Genomic DNA, 15,951 nt, shown 5'->3' with positions numbered 1-15,951 from the left:
TACATTAAAATTTTGTAGAGGCGTTTTTCATGAAAATAATCAATAAGGAATGGAAAAACATGAAGCAAAAGAACCCAAAATATTGGCGTAATATAACATTGTTTTTATTGATTACAGTGATGCTTATGATAATAAGTTTAAACTTTTTATTATGTAAAATAGAAGGGAAATCTATGTATCCTACTTTACAAAATGAAGAGTATATACTAGTTAATAGAGCAGGTGCAGCAATTTTTCCATTACGTCATGGAGAAATTGTTATTATAAAAAAACCCAATGATCCTAAGTATTATGTGAAAAGGATAATTGGATTGCCAAAGGACAAAGTTAAAATAGAAAATGATATTCTGTATATTAATGGAAAGGAAAAAAAAGAAAACTATATTTATAAAGATTTAAGTAATAAATCCAAATATCTTGCTAACTTTGAAGAAAGAGAAGTACCTTCAAATAAATTATTTGTAATGGGGGATAACCGTTACCATAGTAAAGATAGTCGAAATGGTCTGGGATATATTGATAGATCTAGTATTGTAGGAACAATAATATATCAATTTTAATTATTTGAATTTTGATATTTTGTATCTAAATTCAAATGGTAGTATCGCTTCATAAAGTAACTAAATAATGGATTTATGATTTGAAATGATGGAAAACAAGGGAAAACGTGAAACATAGAAAAGAAATAGTACATTACAATGACAAGATGTTAGAAACCATGAGGAATAGATAAAAATAATTATAGTGAATGTATATCACATAGTACTTGATGAATAGCAAAAAGCCCTAGCTAGGTGCAAAGCTAGGGCCCACAGTTTAATTAGATTGCCGACTACTGACTATCTACCTATCAAGTATAACATATAGTTTCTAAAAGTTTAATAAATGAATTTTGTAAATTAGTGAACAAAGAGGAATGTATAAGGGGCACGGCAACGATTCCTTCTTTTTGGGGCTACTCAAAATAGCCACGATCTTTTCATAAACAGAGTGTGGCTATTTTTTAAGTGCTTAACTTTTAAAGGTCTTTTTATTAAACTGTCCATTTTATAGGGTACAGTTCAGAGGAAAATAAGCATTTTTGCTATTTAGACTCACACAAATGATCTGTACATCAATTTAGCCTTGATAAACAGATCATTTGTAAGATGATAATTCATTGTAAAGAAGTAAGGATTACATGAACGCTTTTAAAAGAGTTGTTACTAACGGAATTACTCCACCTAAAAATGATAAAATTGCAATTGCCATAATAATTCCTCCTTTATAAATTTCTGAATATTAAGAACTTTGTAAGTTTATTATATTATAAGTTTAAGAATATAACAATATATTTTTAAATTTATAAGGGGGGATTTTTAGAATGTTCCTGTATTTTAATGCTGATGTAATTTTGAAATATACTCTGACTAAAATAGACAGAAGAAATAGAACTACAAGACAAAGTATAATAAAAAGAACCAGCCGAAATTAGAGGGATTTTCGGATATGGCGGGTTATTCTGTGAATCGTTTCCGTACCCCATGAATAGAATATTCATAATGTGACATAGCATCATTTTTGATAAAATGGAATTAAAAGGAAGTTAGTGCGTCTATGATAATAATAAAGGAGATAATTATACTGAATATCTTTTTCTATTTCTTACTCATTCTGTTATTTCTTCTTGTTGATTACTATTGTTTAGATATGGATAACAAAAGATGGGGATGGTTTAAAAAAGAAGTAAAAAGCAAAAAACAATCTTTTTTACTCTAGTTCTTCTCTTAACCTTCATAGGATACATACTTATTGATGCTGAATACTTTAAAATCTGATGCCTTTAGTTAGCTAAAGAAGCCAATTTTTCTTAAGAACTCAATAGTTAATATCACTCACTTCCAATAGAGATGATTATGTGAATGGAAAATCCCTTTTCAGGTTACAAATATCTTTTGCAGTCTAAAACATTTTTATGAAATATAATTTAGTTGGTTTAGAAAGAATACCATTTTTTATACTTGAGGATAGAAAAATTCTTAAGTGGATGAGTAGGACGTACCGCCCGCATTTTAACGAAAATATACGCTAAGCAAAATTCGGCATGAAAAAGCGTTGATTTTACTAATCTAAGAAAATCCCCTAATCTCAAAAGCGTCAGTAAGTATTTGAGACAAATGCACTTCAACGTAAAAAACGTAAAATAAGCTAAAAATAGCTTAAACGGTTTCTCAAAACTTATCTTTAAATTAAAATCCCAATTGAAATCATGCTGTTGGTTTTTGAAAATCTCTTAGCGTATAAAAATATTAAAATGTGCGTGCTACACCTTTTTAAATTTCTGTTCAATCTTATCATGTACGGATTCGATTTTTTCAGGCAACACAAATAAATACTGGATAAGGACTTCTAATAATTCTGTTAATAAAGCTACTGTTTCATCATCAATTTCCTGTTTCAATTCAAGCATCTCATAAAGAGGGCTGTCTGGATGAATGAGGTGGCCAACATCTTGAATCGGTTTAGTTAAATCGATATATTTTGGCAATTGCTCAAATTGCTGGGAAAGAGGCTGCCCATTACTTTTCTCTCCAAGAAAATGTTTGAGGACACTTTCAAGAACTCGTTTTGACATTACTGCAGCAGCAGAATTATCTTTTGACTGACTGACATTTAAAGTAGAGCGATACGCCCTGACAAGGTCTATAGGGACATGTTTATTGCGTTCGAGCTGATCCGAAGGATCTTTTAAATCCGAAGGACTATAAATATAAACTTCTACTTCTTCATTTATTCGATCCATATAATCATTAAACATAATCACGAATTCTGATGGCTTTTTACATTCAAAACAAAGCCCTTCTGCGAATAATCCTCTTTTTGTAACTTGGTAAAAATTCGTTTTTAACGTAAATTCACTTGATTTACCGCATTTAGGACACTCGCTTTTGACATTTTTCGGCACCTTTAAATACCCATACTGGGTATGAGATGAAATGGCTCCTGGCAATATTTTTCTCATTTAAACCTCCTAAAAACTCAACCCTAATACGTAACTTATATAAATATTTCTGGTAACTATTCAGTCACCTCATGAAGATATAAGGCATTTGGGAAAATTAACCAAAATATGTTTGCCTGTTTTATCACAAGATGTAGTGTTATCGCACATGTTTGTGTTGTAGCAAAAAAATAGACCGAATTTTCGCCTATGAAACTCCTAAATTAAAGGTATTGCTGAGTAGTTATTATTTTCGTATAGTGTATAATTGGTAATACAAATTTTTAAAGTTATAGAAAAAGTATAACTTTAAAAATTATAATTACAATATGTAATATATGGAAATAAAAGTTTTTTCTAGTAGAGTATCATCATAAATGCCCACATTTTAACACCAAGAAAGAGGAGGAAATATTATGGAAATCACAATGTCAATTTTAAAATTTGTAGGTGGATTACTTCCATTCGTACAAGAGCTTTTAAAAGCATTTATGTAAGTTCATTATTTAGCAATTATTTATAAAAATTATCATACAAATGATCTGTATATCAAAGGTGAATTGATGTGCAGATCATTTGTGTGAGCAAAGTCCCTTTAGACATTATGAATGGACTTATTTAACTTGCTTTATGCTTAGCGTACAGACAGCTACTGTACGTTAAGAGATACTTGTTCAGAAAATCATATGTTTATGAACAAAGGATAAATCGATATTGGATTCACTATTCTATTATTTAATTTTATAATCTGTTAATTTTTAATACAGAGAACATACAGACTGTAAAACAATCAAGTAAAATTAAGAATTTGTAATTAGATGATGGTAAAGCTCAGGTATGTTTTTCATACAAAAGGATTTTTTCACCCCTCTAAGTAAAATAAAGTTAGGTATTGTATTTTTTAATAATATCCAGCTGGTTTTATGTTGAATTTGATTACCGTAAAAATATAAATAAGTTAATAAAGAAAGAGGTTTATGTAAATATGGTTCATTACAACAATCAAGATAGCTTACATCGAGTATTTACATTAAAAGGAACGATTATAAGGGATATTTTCCCTCAAATTTTATTATATATATGTGTCTCAACAGGTATGGTTATAATTAATCACTATTATGTAGAAATAAATATAAATCAAACTCCATGGGTTATTGTTGGTGGAGCTTTAGGTTTACTATTAGTATTTCGGACCAATACTGCCTATGATAGGTATTGGGAAGGAAGAAAGTTATTTGGCGCTATTGGTGGCTCTACTAGGAATTTGGCGGTGAGTTTTTTAAGTCATTGGGATTCTAAAGGGGAAAATACGGATCAGGAGAAGCTGAAGTTTTTACATCTATTAATTGCTTTTCCAAAATTGGCTAAACAACATTTGAGAGATGAAAAAGATTTATCTGAAGTAAAAGATTTGTTTAAATTATGTTCTGATAAGGAAAAAAAGCTATTGATTGAGTCAAACTATTTACCGATTACTATTGTGTTTATGTTAAAAACTATCCTATCAAAAGGATTAAGATCTGGTCACCTTCACCCCAATATAATAATTAATATGGAAGCTGATTTGAATAATCTGCTTACTGCAATTGGTGGATGTGACCGTATCAAAGCAACCCCTATTCCTTTTGCATATTTCGCCCATATAAAAAGTTTATTGATTATATTTTGTGGGACTTTACCAATTGGTCTTGTTGATAGTCTCGGATGGTTTACAGTGCTTGCAACTACGTTTATTAGTTTTGCATTTATAGGGATTGAAGCGATAGGAGTTGAAATCGAAGATCCATTCGGTCATGATCCAAATGACCTTCCACTAGAAGGGATTTGTATAGGAGTGGAAACTCATTTATTACACTTATACAATCAAAATAATCTATTAGAGTCGTCAGCTTTAAATTCTCATAAAAAAATCATCTAATTGCATATTTCATGAGACTTTTAAAATTATTTATTCATATCATTAACAAAAAGAGTTCTATTCATTTAGAACTCTTTTTATATTCTCTTCATAAATGAATTCAAAAGTAGAAATACATTTAATAAAACACACATGGACTTTTCTTTATATCATAGCTTCAGTTTAATGATAGATAATTACCATGTAATTAGCAGTACTAAAAAAATACATATGATATTTTTATCTCCAGAGTTATATGATAGTGAACTGTTTTACGTTAATACCACGAAATTTCCTCAATTTCGTTTTTCATACTTCTTCATTATGTTATGTATTTTTGTAAATTTAATTTTGGTATTTATCATTTTTCTCTAAGGTGTTTTGAGGGGAAATAATTCTTCCTTTTTGATATAACTTAATATTAACTACTTGAGATTTATCTAAAGGTCACTATTACGCAATTTACTAATAACAAATAACCAATTACATTCCAAAACACTATTATGAGAGTGTTTTGGAATGTAATTCATTTTAAAAGTTGAATTTATATGGATGATGGCTTGGTTTTTAAATCTTGTCAAGAGCGAATTTTCCGCTTAACCACAGCTTTATATTTTTTATATAAATATATAATATTTCTCCGTGCTATAATCCACTCATGAAATGTGCACGTTTCTAAAATATAGAATCATAAGAGAATTGAATTGAGGAATAGTTGTATGTATCCAGCTATTTGCGGGCAGTAAGAACCCCATCTCAAAATTCGGCAAAAGCAAAGAAATTAGGTGGGGATCGGGCTGCTCGTAAAAGTCAGATTGGTGAGAGCTAATAGCCATTGAGGGATGAAGCCCCCTACTGATTAAAGTTTCACTTTATCTTGATAATGACTTGTTTCAATCAGTTACTCAATAACCCTTAAAATAGTGAGGTAAACAATATGAATCAAATACACAATGGAATTATTTTTACTGCAATACCAAATAAATCGAATCAATATTATCGACCATTTTATGAAGATCTTATTTATTTTAATGAGAACCTAAATGAAAATAAAGCATTTACCGATCAACTTATATCTTGAACTGTGGAAGAACAAGACTTTGATACAAACTTTTTTGAGTATGACGACATTTGGTTAAGAGACGTTGCACCAGTTGTAACAAATCACCTCGTTAAATTTAAATACCAACCAGATTACTTACCTGAAAGTCAAAGTCGATATTTAAATCAACAATTCAATAAATGGCTGAAGAAAAATGACTTTGAATATATTACTTCCCCATTGATATTAGATGGCGGTAATCTCATTTGGAATAAAAAAGATACAATTATATTAACGGATCGTATACTTGACGATAATTATGATTGGACAGAAAAAGAAATTATAGAGCAACTGGAATGGGATTTAGATGTCAGTCGAGTTATTATCATTCCTTCTGAACCAGGAGATGTGCTTGCACATGCAGACGGTATGATTAAGTTTATTGATGAACATACAATGTTTATCAGTGACTTTCTAGGAGATTACGAATTTAGGCATAGCATTCAAGAGATTATTCGAGAGCAAATGCCTGAAGCGGAGTTTGTAGTTGTTCCTTCTTCATATACAGAAGAAGGGCAATATGATCAAGAGATAGCATTAGCCAAAGGTTTATATATAAACATGTTAGAAACAAGAGATGCTCTCTATGTTCCTAGGTTTGGATTATCTAAAGATCAGGAAGTCTTACAATACATCCAAAAACATACTGATAAACATGCGATTCCAGTTCATGTAGGAGATATATCGACAATGGGAGGCGCAATTAATTGCTTAACGTGGTATTGTCCCATTCATTTGTTACCTCAAAAATTTAAAAGAATGAAAAGTCGGGAGGATGAATTCTCCATTTCGGATTTTTTTAATTGGAAATGATGTCTGTTTGCAAACTCCCTGTAAAAAATATAATACCTTTCACGTTCATGCTTATTATGAGGGTGAAAGGTTATTATATGAGATCATAAAAGGCGAGTTCATTCTATGTTAGGATTAAAATCATTTAAAACAGCAATCTCTATATTGAGTGGTATTGAAGCCATGCATATGATGAAAAAAGGACAAGTTGTTTTACCGGACGAATCCGTCCAAAACCAGAAAGAATTTATTCATAAATTGTTTGGCTTAGCTTCATAAGATAGAAATGTAGAGGGAATTGCTATTCTATGATTCTAACTAACATTTTTGCACCAGAACCATATTTAGTCATATACGCTGATCTATGTCTATCTCTTGTGAAACTTTGCAACAGAACCCCAAGAATAATCTACATGAAATGTATAATAATCTGATGAACAATTAGTTTAAAATTAAGTATAAAAGCAATTATCTGGAATCTAATTGTAATTCAGCTTTGTCGCTTGTGAGTGTATTAGAAAAATTACAATTTCCAGAGTAGATGGCTCTTGATTCATCACACGAATCAGATTTTTCACATCCTATAAGTATTCCTAATGTTATAAACAATAATAAGATCTTTTTCATTATAATACACGCTCCATAATAGTTAGAATGTTATGATGTACTTAGACTAAGATAGGACTCACTACACATACCCATCAACTTAAGAAATGGGTTGTTTCCCAAGACGAAAAAAAGAGTTGAATTCTCATAAATAACTGTAAAATAATAGAATTTTCGTTTAGGAGCTACTTTAATATCTTAACTTGATCGGAATGGCATGCTACCCTTATAACCCTAAAATTATATACGAATCAATATATTTACATGCTATAAAATGCAAAATTGCATATTTAACCTTCTCAATAGAGTGTACTCTATTGAGAATAGGGGTACCGCCACATCGCTATCAAGCTAATAAAAAGAAATGCCCCCTAAAATGAAAAAATACGCTATTCTCTCTGTGTGTCCCAACTGTGACAGCGAATGATTTATGTATCCGAGACTTAGGTTATTTTCATTTGAAAGACCTTCAATATATACAAGATAAAGAGGCCTACTATTTTATAAAATGTTGAAGGTACCCCGTTTTACAGGTATCTCGTCTGAACCCCTGTATCACTTAATCTATGAACACATAAAAAAAGGAAGAGAATTTAAAATGCATCTTAATATGAAATATTGCATATTAAAATGTATTGATAAAAAAGTAAGTGCTTACTATAATAAAAGCATAAAGATGTACTACATCTTAACATCAAAAAAGAGGAGGAAATCATATGGAAATCGCAATGGCAGTTTTAAAATTTATAGGTGGAGTAATTCCATTCGTACAAGAGCTTTTAAAAGCATTTATGTAAGTTCTTTATTCAGCAATTATTTATAAAAATTATCATACAAATGGTCTGTATATCAAAGATGAATTGAGGTGCAGATCATTTGTATGAGCAAACTTTAAACAAGAAAAAGAATCCTAGAAATCATAAGGGATTCTTTTTCTTTATGTGTAATTAGGGCTGTAACCAGATTTATTGACTCTTCCAAGAGAAAGTTCTTCCACATAAGTTTCAAATTAACTTATCATGTTTACAATTCTATTTAATTATATCGAATAGGAGCAGAAATATATGAAGAGAAACATATTAGAATATCAATACCGCTTAAACACATTAAAAAGTTGTGTGTGGATTTTTGGGATCTTATTAATTATTAATTGGTATAATTTATGTGCAAATCTTATACTTAGACATAACTTTTTGTGGGAAAAGGCTTTATTGGTCATAATTTTTACTATCGTATTCATAAATACTTTACATCAAATTAAAACCAAGAACTATAAAATTACATAACATACATTTTTAACACATTGTATTTGATACACAAACTCTAAAATATGGTACTTACGGATTCGTTGCACACAACCTACATCTCTAGATACGCTGAATACTAAAATCCCAGTATTCTTTATTCGTTGTAAACCCAATAACCTTTAGGCTTACGCCTAACCGACATTCATCTCACACCTACTCATTGGGCTACACCTTTTACATTCTTTGAAGTGGGATTCTTCTGTCGGGGGAATGATAAAATAATATGTAATAGCACATATTAAAATAAAATTTATGCGATACGGAAATTGTGTAAAAACATACCGAAAATATCCCCAAATACATTCCTCACTCATAAAAAAGAGATAAAGCACTTCATAAAATGCTTTATCTCTTTTTTTATGAGTATTTCTTATTTCACGTAAATTTACCATATGTATCACCTCCTACTATAACCATACACACCTTTTACTTTCTCATAACACTGTTGGATGAAGTGTTTCAGCTCTTCATTTTCCTATTGTCTTGGTGCAAGGAATCCTTGTCAGTTTAGCCATTTATAATAGCCGCTTCGAGAAACACTTATCAAACAACAGAGTAGGCTGACGGAGTATTCGGTTGTTAAAATATCGCAATTGAGTCGCTTGTATCACCTCTTTTGAAGATCCCATAACTTTTTTAATGTCATGCTTTATAATAGGAGGGTGTCCTCTATGTCTAATGAACATTAGTTCACTTATTAATAGTCAAATTATCTAGGATCTGCCACAAAAAAGAAGAAAATCACAAAAATTAACTTCTTTTTAAGTAGGGAAACTTTTATGTTTATTAACTGTTGAATTCATCAGAAAACACTTTAGATTTGATATATTAAAAAATTAAAAAAGCGTATAAATATGAAATATTGCATATCGAAATGCATTGATATCCAAATGAATTCTCGCTATTATAGTAGTATAAAAATTTACCACAATTCAATACTCAAAAAAGAGGAGGAAATCATATGGAAATCGCAATTGCAGTTTTGAAATTCATTGGTGGAGTAATTCCATTAGTAACAGAATTATTAAAAGCAGTGATGTAGTTTAGTTTTTGCAATTATTTATATCATATGAAGCACAAAATAAAGAGGTCAGTTTCTTTAAAATAAAGGATCGACCTCTTTATTTTGTGCTTCATATAGCCTAAGGTATTAAAAGGTTTTTAGCTTTTATTTTTTGGTTTATAGCCAGTTACTTTAGGGGGTTGTCCCATATAAATTGTTCAATAAACGTATGTACTAAATTATATCATCATTAAGGGGAAGGCATTATGTTACCAACTACAACACATCGACCAACTAAAAAGAAAAAATGGATTATCATTGGGGTTATTGCATTAATTGTCATCGTTGCAGCCGTCAATATTTTTGTTATGCAAGGTAAGAAGAAGGAGACAGCAAAGGGAGACGCTGTTAGCTTTGAGAAAGTAACAGAACGTACACTCAATAATACAAAATTGATTTCTGGACAAGTAAAGCCTGGGAATATTGAGAGCTTCTATGCAGATCCGACAAAAGGAAAAGTGAAGGATATTGCGGTGAAAGAAGGGCAAGAAGTAGAAAAAGGGACGAAGTTATTCTCTTATGATAATGAAGAAATCAATCTACAATTGAAGCAAGCTGAGCTTGATCAAAAAATGGCAACAATGCGCTATGATCAAGGGAAAAAGAAAATAGATTCACTAAATAAAGAGATTAAGAAAGCAAAAGATAGCGGCGCTGGAAAAGAAGTAACAGATCCGTTAGAAGAGCAAGTAAGTGAACTAGAAATACAGCAAAAAACAACTGAACTTGAGAAAGAAAAAGGTCAATTACAATCACAACAATTAAAGAAAAAACAAGATGAACTCACAATTTATAGTAACTTTGCTGGTGTTGTACAAAAATTAGATAAAGATGCAGCACAAGGTTCGACGCAAGCAATGGGTGGACAAGGAAAATCATTTTTACAAATCGCATCTAAAGAACCATTCCAAATTCAAGGGACATTAACAGAACTTCAAAAATCACAAATCCAAAAAGATCAAACATTTACTGCAACTGCAAAAGCAAATAGTAAGAAGAAATGGACAGGGAAAATTACAGAAGTAAGTGAATTTCCGACAAGTGTAGAGATGGCTCAAGCAGCTGGTGTTGGTGAGGGAACACAAAATATGTCTCAGTATACATATAAAGCTAGTTTAGGTGGACAAGAAGGTTTATCTCCAGGCTATCACGTATCACTGCAAGTAAACTTAGAGAATAAGAAGATGATTGCTGTTCCTAGTAAAAGTATTATTGAAAAAGCTGGTAATCTATTTGTTTATGTAGAAGACAAAGGAAAGCTTCGTAAACAAAATGTGAAAAAAGGTTCTACTGATGGAGATTGGACAGAAATTCTTGAAGGTGTAACAGTGGGACAAAAGGTGGTTAAAAATCCTTCCGACAACGTGTATGACGGAATGGAAGTGAAAGAAAAATGATTACGTTAAACAATATTCATAAAACATATTACCAAGGGAAGCTAGCGGTACCGATTTTACATGGTATTAGTTTAACAATTCAAAACGGTGAGTTTGTTTCCATTATGGGACCATCTGGCTCAGGGAAATCAACCCTCATGAATATTATCGGTTGTTTAGATCGTCCGACAGAAGGGGAATATGTGTTAAACGGCGTGAATATCTTAACGGCAGATGAAGCAAAACTTGCCCTTATTCGTAATGAATATATCGGTTTTGTATTCCAGCATTTTAACTTATTGCCACGTCTTTCAGCAGTAGAAAATGTAGAACTACCGCTTATATATGGCGGTGTGAAGAAAGCAGAGCGTCGTCAGAGAGCTCTTGAAGCACTTGAGAAAGTTGGATTGGCTGATCGTGTACACCACCTGCCAAGCGAACTTTCAGGTGGGCAAAAACAGCGTGTGGCTATCGCGCGTTCTATTGCGAATAATCCAACGTTTATTATGGCGGATGAGCCAACTGGTGCTCTTGATACAAAGTCTGGGGAGCAAGTTATGGACATTTTCACAAAGTTAAACGCAGAAGGTACAACGATTGTTATGGTTACGCATGAAGATGAAGTTGCGGCGTATTCTTCGCGCCGAATCGTACTAAGGGATGGGAAAATTACAGAAGATAGAAGGTGTGCGGTATGAGTTTACTAGATAGTATAAAGATTGCCCTATCTTCAATTCTAGCTCATAAACTGCGCTCAGCACTTACGATGCTTGGGATTATTATCGGTGTTGGTTCCATTATTACTGTTGTTGCGATTGGGCAGGGCGGGGAAGCAGCGTTAAAATCACAATTTGTTGGTTCTGGGAATAGTGTGATTTCTATTCACTATACTCCTGACATGAATGATTCATTTGGTATGGAATCCATGGGAAAACCGAAATTGACAGAAGAAGATATTTTTGAAATTAAAAAGCTTCCAGAGATTTCACACGTAATTAAGACGAATTCAAACATGGAAACACTTGATGTCAATGATAAAAAAGATATGGTGAATATTAAAGGGCTAGACAGCGAATATTTCGCTGCGAATAAAGTTAAGGTGTTAAAAGGCCGTTCTTTAAATGATACAGATATCGATTATGGAAATAACGTTGTCATGATTAGTTCCGATGTAGAAGAAAAGATATTTGAAAAAGAAAATCCAGTTGGAAAGATTATTGAAATGAAAGGCCAACCGCTGCAAATTATTGGTGTATATAAAGCCGAGGGCGGATTCATGGGAATGGGAGGTTCAGAAGTTCTAATTCCACTAACGTTATGGCCGTCGTTGTATGGAACAGATGAAATTCAAGAGATTTCTGTCCAAGCGAAAAATGTAGATAATTTAGATGACGCTGGAAAGAAAGCGGCTGATGCATTAAATAGTCGTAAGCCAAGTGAGTTTACAGGTAAATATGAGGTAATGAATTTAAAAGAAATTCAAGATGGTATTTCTAAGATGACAAATATCATGACGATGATTATTGGAGGTATTGCTGGCATTTCATTAGTCGTTGGTGGTATTGGCGTTATGAACATTATGCTCGTATCCGTAACAGAGCGTACGCGTGAAATTGGGGTACGTAAAGCACTTGGGGCAACGCGCAGTAAAATTTTACTGCAATTCTTAATTGAGGCTGTTATGTTAACGCTTCTTGGTGGATTAATCGGAATTGGTCTTGGTTACGGGGGCGCATATATTGTTTCTACATTTGCGAAATGGCCACCACTCGTTTCATGGCAAGTAGTTGTTGGCGGCGTATTATTCTCGATGACGCTTGGTATTATCTTCGGATTAATTCCAGCGAATAAGGCGGCGAAATTAGATCCAATTGAAGCACTTCGTTACGAATAGGTTAAATCGGGGCAGCAACTTAAGCTTATAGAAGCGGATACAATTGTAGAGCTAAATAATCTGTTTTAGAGCACAATCTTTTTTCACTTGTTCGCCTAATTATTTTAAAGCGCTAATGATAAAATAACCATGGTACATTAAACTAATATTGAAAATAAAAAAGACAGTATAATAACTGTCTTTTTTATTTTCAATATTCAATAAAAGAAACAAAAGGTTTATCTTCATTTTTTTCTCTTACAACAACTGCTTCAACTTTTTGCTCAGACTTTATATTCATTTGAACCTTAACATCTTTAGGTAAAATATCTAGTATCTTTTGGACTATCATTTGTGTAAAAGCAATCAGTTCTGATTTACCATTAAATTTAACTAAAACATTCATATTTATAGTATCCATATGATCATCTTTATAAAAAATTGTAGCATTAACCGGTATATAATCATAATCAGCTGTAGTGAATTTTTTCACTTCATGAGAAAAACGATCTAACTCTTCATTATCTTTATTATATACTTGTTTAAAATCATCAGAAGGATAAGCAAAGGATTTTTCGTTAATATTAGCCCACTGTCCTATACTATTCTCACCTTTTTGTACTGTTACACTAGAAATAAAAGTACCGGCTTTTAAAGAATCAGAAGCTTCCTGTTTAAAAATAGAAAAAGTAATAGGAACTTTTACAAAGTTCTTATTATCATAAAGAACTTTTAAAAGTTGATTAGCAATTTCACTGCCCTTAACATTTGCTTCTTCATTAGAATGATTTGAAGTCATGGCTAAACCGATAACAACACCAGCTAAACTCAATTCACCTGAATTTTTCTTAGTATAATAATCATATTCTATAATATTAGATACATAAGGTATTTCTTGTTTTGTGAGTAATTCGTCTATTGTTTTTTGAGCAATATATTCACTTCTTTGTAATAAATGATTTTTTGTATCAAATTGCTTAGATGCCATATTCATTAAACCTAATTCTAATTTATCTATATCTAATTTAGAATTAGTTTGTATATTAACTGTATTTATTATTTTATGTTCTTTTAAAGGAATAATAGTTTTATAATAATTATCAGAAATAGAATATTTCGGAATAATGCTATTTCCCTTCGTATTTTTTTCTACAACTTTCTCTTCTTTTTTAATAATATTAGTACCATTACAAGCACTTAATAACAAACTAATAATTATCAAAAATAATGATATCTTTTTCACCTATAATAACCACCTTTAACCATTTCTCTCGCTTTATACAACATATAGTGTATCATTAAATATCTAAAAAAAAAGAGATTAATGAAAATATATATATGCATCTAACAATATTCCCTAACGTTAAAAATAAAAATATGATATTTATATAAAAAAAGCCGTAAAAAACATTTGTAACTATCTCTTCTAGATATTCTGCTACTTGTTTAATTACTACTTACGTAGGACCAACATGAATTCAAGCTTAGATTTATTAACATAAAAAAGAAGAGGGTTTTTATAATCCTCTTCTTTTTTATATGTTCATTAGCTGTTTTGTTCACTTAAGAGTGCTTTAGAATTTACCTATTCTATTATAACTGTATAAAACACATTTTTAATATGAAATATTGCATATCGGAATGTATCTAAAATGAAGGTATAAGATTTACCACATCTTAATACTCAAACAAGGGGAGGAAATACTATGGCAATCGCAATGGCTGTTTTAAAATTTGTGGGTGGAGTAATTCCATTCGTACAAGAACTTTTAAAATCATTCATGTAAATTTTTATTTCAAACATGTATGTAAAAATCTCACACAAATGATTTGTATATCTGGGCATAAGTGCTTTGTGAATCAATAGTATGAACAGATTTTAGAAAAGAAAAAGAATTTCATTAGGAATAGCAATCAAAAAGCACTCATTCGAGTGCTTTTTGATTGTACAGTAATACTTTAATACTCTATAATTAACTTTGGGGAAGGTAATCTAAGAGCATTAGACGTAGTCTTAGCATTATCTTTTATTTGATAAACCATAAAATTGAATAATTTTGTGGTTTATTTTTTGTAAATCCACAAGTTTTAAACTACTTTTAATAAACATAATCATGAAATTAACATCGAATTACAGTTCCGGAATAGAGAGTCAGGAAATGGTCACCAATATCAATTATAGTTGTTGCTTGTATATAACCTTTAAAACCATCTGATGAATAATAAATTTCTTTTGGAATACTTTCTTTAACCTGATAACTAGTTTTTGAGTACTTCACATAATGGTTTGTGATTACTTTTGATTCAGGGACAATATTAGCTCTTTGTTCAAAAGTATTTGTGATAGTAGAAGGTGAATTAAATTCAACATTTTCATGAGAAATACGATCCAAACTTTCAGCTTTTACACCTTCTGTTTGAGAAAAGGCACCTAAGCTACCTATTCCTATTAATGTAGCAAGTGTAAACTTTGAAAATCCTGTAAATTTCCCCATTTTATAAGCCTCCTTTAAGTTTTTTGTAAGATAAGGTCCTTACACTTCACAGTCTATATCTAGCAGATAGGAAGTGTACATACATATCATTAGACAAAAATCTACATTATTCTCTATTTTTTTCTAGGTTATGTATAATAATCCGTTGTTCAACAAGTTGTCACAAATAAAAAATGATAATGATAACAAAAAAATGAATAGTATATTCGTTGCTTGTATTATTATTAATTATTTTAATATTCTAAAATAATTGGATAAAATCGGTTCTGGTGCAAATATATGAAGAATAACACGGTGAATAGTAGACTCCTAACGGAATCGTATTTTATGCTATAAGTCTAAACACTTGGTGGATGAACTCTTTTTTGTTTTGGACAGACTGGTTGATATTATCCCCTTAAGGTAGACAGTGTAAAAAGACCATGAATAAACATGGATGTTACACTTTTACTTGGAGGGG

9 protein-coding genes and 3 pseudogenes are annotated in these 15,951 nt (G+C 31.1%); 8 read left to right on the top strand and 4 right to left on the bottom strand.

Annotated features, from left to right (window positions below):
- The first annotated feature begins 29 nt into the window (after positions 1 to 29).
- Positions 30 to 560 carry a signal peptidase I gene (lepB, locus tag JDS96_RS21370; protein ID WP_097795867.1) on the top strand — a complete coding sequence of 177 codons (531 nt, stop codon included), beginning with the start codon at positions 30 to 32 and terminating at the stop codon, positions 558 to 560.
- A 1,742-nt stretch (positions 561 to 2,302) separates the two neighbouring features.
- Here lepB and JDS96_RS21365 read toward each other — a convergent pair.
- Positions 2,303 to 3,001: a DUF4145 domain-containing protein gene (locus JDS96_RS21365; RefSeq protein WP_199667956.1), complete on the bottom strand. Its 699-nt coding sequence runs from the start codon at positions 2,999 to 3,001 to the stop codon at positions 2,303 to 2,305.
- Between the two features lie 964 nt (positions 3,002 to 3,965).
- On the opposite strand from JDS96_RS21365, the gene JDS96_RS21360 reads away from it, so the two are divergent.
- The 4 genes and pseudogenes from JDS96_RS21360 (at position 3,966) to JDS96_RS33100 (ending at position 8,174) form a co-directional block, all read left to right on the top strand.
- Positions 3,966 to 4,898 carry a bestrophin family protein gene (locus tag JDS96_RS21360; protein WP_199667955.1) on the top strand — a complete coding sequence of 311 codons (933 nt, stop codon included), beginning with the start codon at positions 3,966 to 3,968 and terminating at the stop codon, positions 4,896 to 4,898.
- 916 nt (positions 4,899 to 5,814) lie between these two features.
- Positions 5,815 to 6,792: pseudogene (locus tag JDS96_RS21355) on the top strand (agmatine deiminase family protein).
- 87 nt (positions 6,793 to 6,879) lie between these two features.
- Positions 6,880 to 7,050, top strand: a pseudogene (locus JDS96_RS21350) (IS6 family transposase); the annotation flags it as partial.
- Positions 7,051 to 7,987: 937 nt separating this feature from the next.
- Positions 7,988 to 8,174: pseudogene (locus tag JDS96_RS33100) on the top strand (hypothetical protein).
- A gap of 641 nt (positions 8,175 to 8,815) precedes the next feature.
- Here the strand turns inward: JDS96_RS33100 and JDS96_RS21345 are convergent.
- Complete coding sequence (locus tag JDS96_RS21345) at positions 8,816 to 9,076, bottom strand: hypothetical protein (RefSeq protein WP_199667954.1); 261 nt, start codon at positions 9,074 to 9,076, stop codon at positions 8,816 to 8,818.
- A gap of 877 nt (positions 9,077 to 9,953) precedes the next feature.
- Here JDS96_RS21345 and JDS96_RS21340 point away from each other — a divergent pair.
- From JDS96_RS21340 to JDS96_RS21330, 3 genes are read left to right on the top strand one after another with little or no spacing between them, the layout of a single operon-like run.
- Positions 9,954 to 11,144, top strand: coding sequence for an efflux RND transporter periplasmic adaptor subunit (locus JDS96_RS21340; protein WP_199667953.1), 1,191 nt, complete (start codon positions 9,954 to 9,956; stop codon positions 11,142 to 11,144).
- Complete coding sequence (locus tag JDS96_RS21335; protein WP_199667952.1) at positions 11,141 to 11,821, top strand: ABC transporter ATP-binding protein; 681 nt, start codon at positions 11,141 to 11,143, stop codon at positions 11,819 to 11,821. Before JDS96_RS21340 ends, JDS96_RS21335 begins: the two co-directional genes overlap by 4 nt.
- Positions 11,818 to 13,017, top strand: a complete 1,200-nt coding sequence (locus tag JDS96_RS21330) for an ABC transporter permease (protein WP_018767608.1) — start codon at positions 11,818 to 11,820, stop codon at positions 13,015 to 13,017. The genes JDS96_RS21335 and JDS96_RS21330 overlap by 4 nt, the downstream gene beginning before the upstream one ends.
- A gap of 190 nt (positions 13,018 to 13,207) precedes the next feature.
- Here JDS96_RS21330 and JDS96_RS21325 read toward each other — a convergent pair whose 3' ends face one another.
- Positions 13,208 to 14,239, bottom strand: coding sequence for a CamS family sex pheromone protein (locus tag JDS96_RS21325; RefSeq protein WP_199667951.1), 1,032 nt, complete (start codon positions 14,237 to 14,239; stop codon positions 13,208 to 13,210).
- A gap of 877 nt (positions 14,240 to 15,116) precedes the next feature.
- On the bottom strand, positions 15,117 to 15,491 hold the full coding sequence (locus tag JDS96_RS21320; RefSeq protein WP_003205206.1) for a hypothetical protein: 375 nt from the start codon (positions 15,489 to 15,491) through the stop codon (positions 15,117 to 15,119).
- Between the last annotated feature and the right edge of the window lie 460 nt (positions 15,492 to 15,951).

It is taken from the genome of Bacillus cereus group sp. N21 (assembly GCF_016483395.1).
In the GTDB taxonomy this organism is placed as follows: Bacteria; Bacillota; Bacilli; order Bacillales; family Bacillaceae_G; genus Bacillus_A; species Bacillus_A pseudomycoides.
The sequence above is the reverse complement of the archived record's forward strand: the minus strand, read 5'-3'. Positions and strand labels throughout refer to the sequence as shown.

Coding starts and splice junctions, on each gene's coding strand:
- JDS96_RS21345 (WP_199667954.1), bottom strand. CDS start 9,076: ATGGTAAATTTACGTGAAATAAGAAATACTCATAAAAAAAGAGATAAA.
- lepB (WP_097795867.1), top strand. CDS start 30: ATGAAAATAATCAATAAGGAATGGAAAAACATGAAGCAAAAGAACCCA.
- JDS96_RS21335 (WP_199667952.1), top strand. CDS start 11,141: ATGATTACGTTAAACAATATTCATAAAACATATTACCAAGGGAAGCTA.
- JDS96_RS21330 (WP_018767608.1), top strand. CDS start 11,818: ATGAGTTTACTAGATAGTATAAAGATTGCCCTATCTTCAATTCTAGCT.
- JDS96_RS21320 (WP_003205206.1), bottom strand. CDS start 15,491: ATGGGGAAATTTACAGGATTTTCAAAGTTTACACTTGCTACATTAATA.
- JDS96_RS21340 (WP_199667953.1), top strand. CDS start 9,954: ATGTTACCAACTACAACACATCGACCAACTAAAAAGAAAAAATGGATT.
- JDS96_RS21365 (WP_199667956.1), bottom strand. CDS start 3,001: ATGAGAAAAATATTGCCAGGAGCCATTTCATCTCATACCCAGTATGGG.
- JDS96_RS21360 (WP_199667955.1), top strand. CDS start 3,966: ATGGTTCATTACAACAATCAAGATAGCTTACATCGAGTATTTACATTA.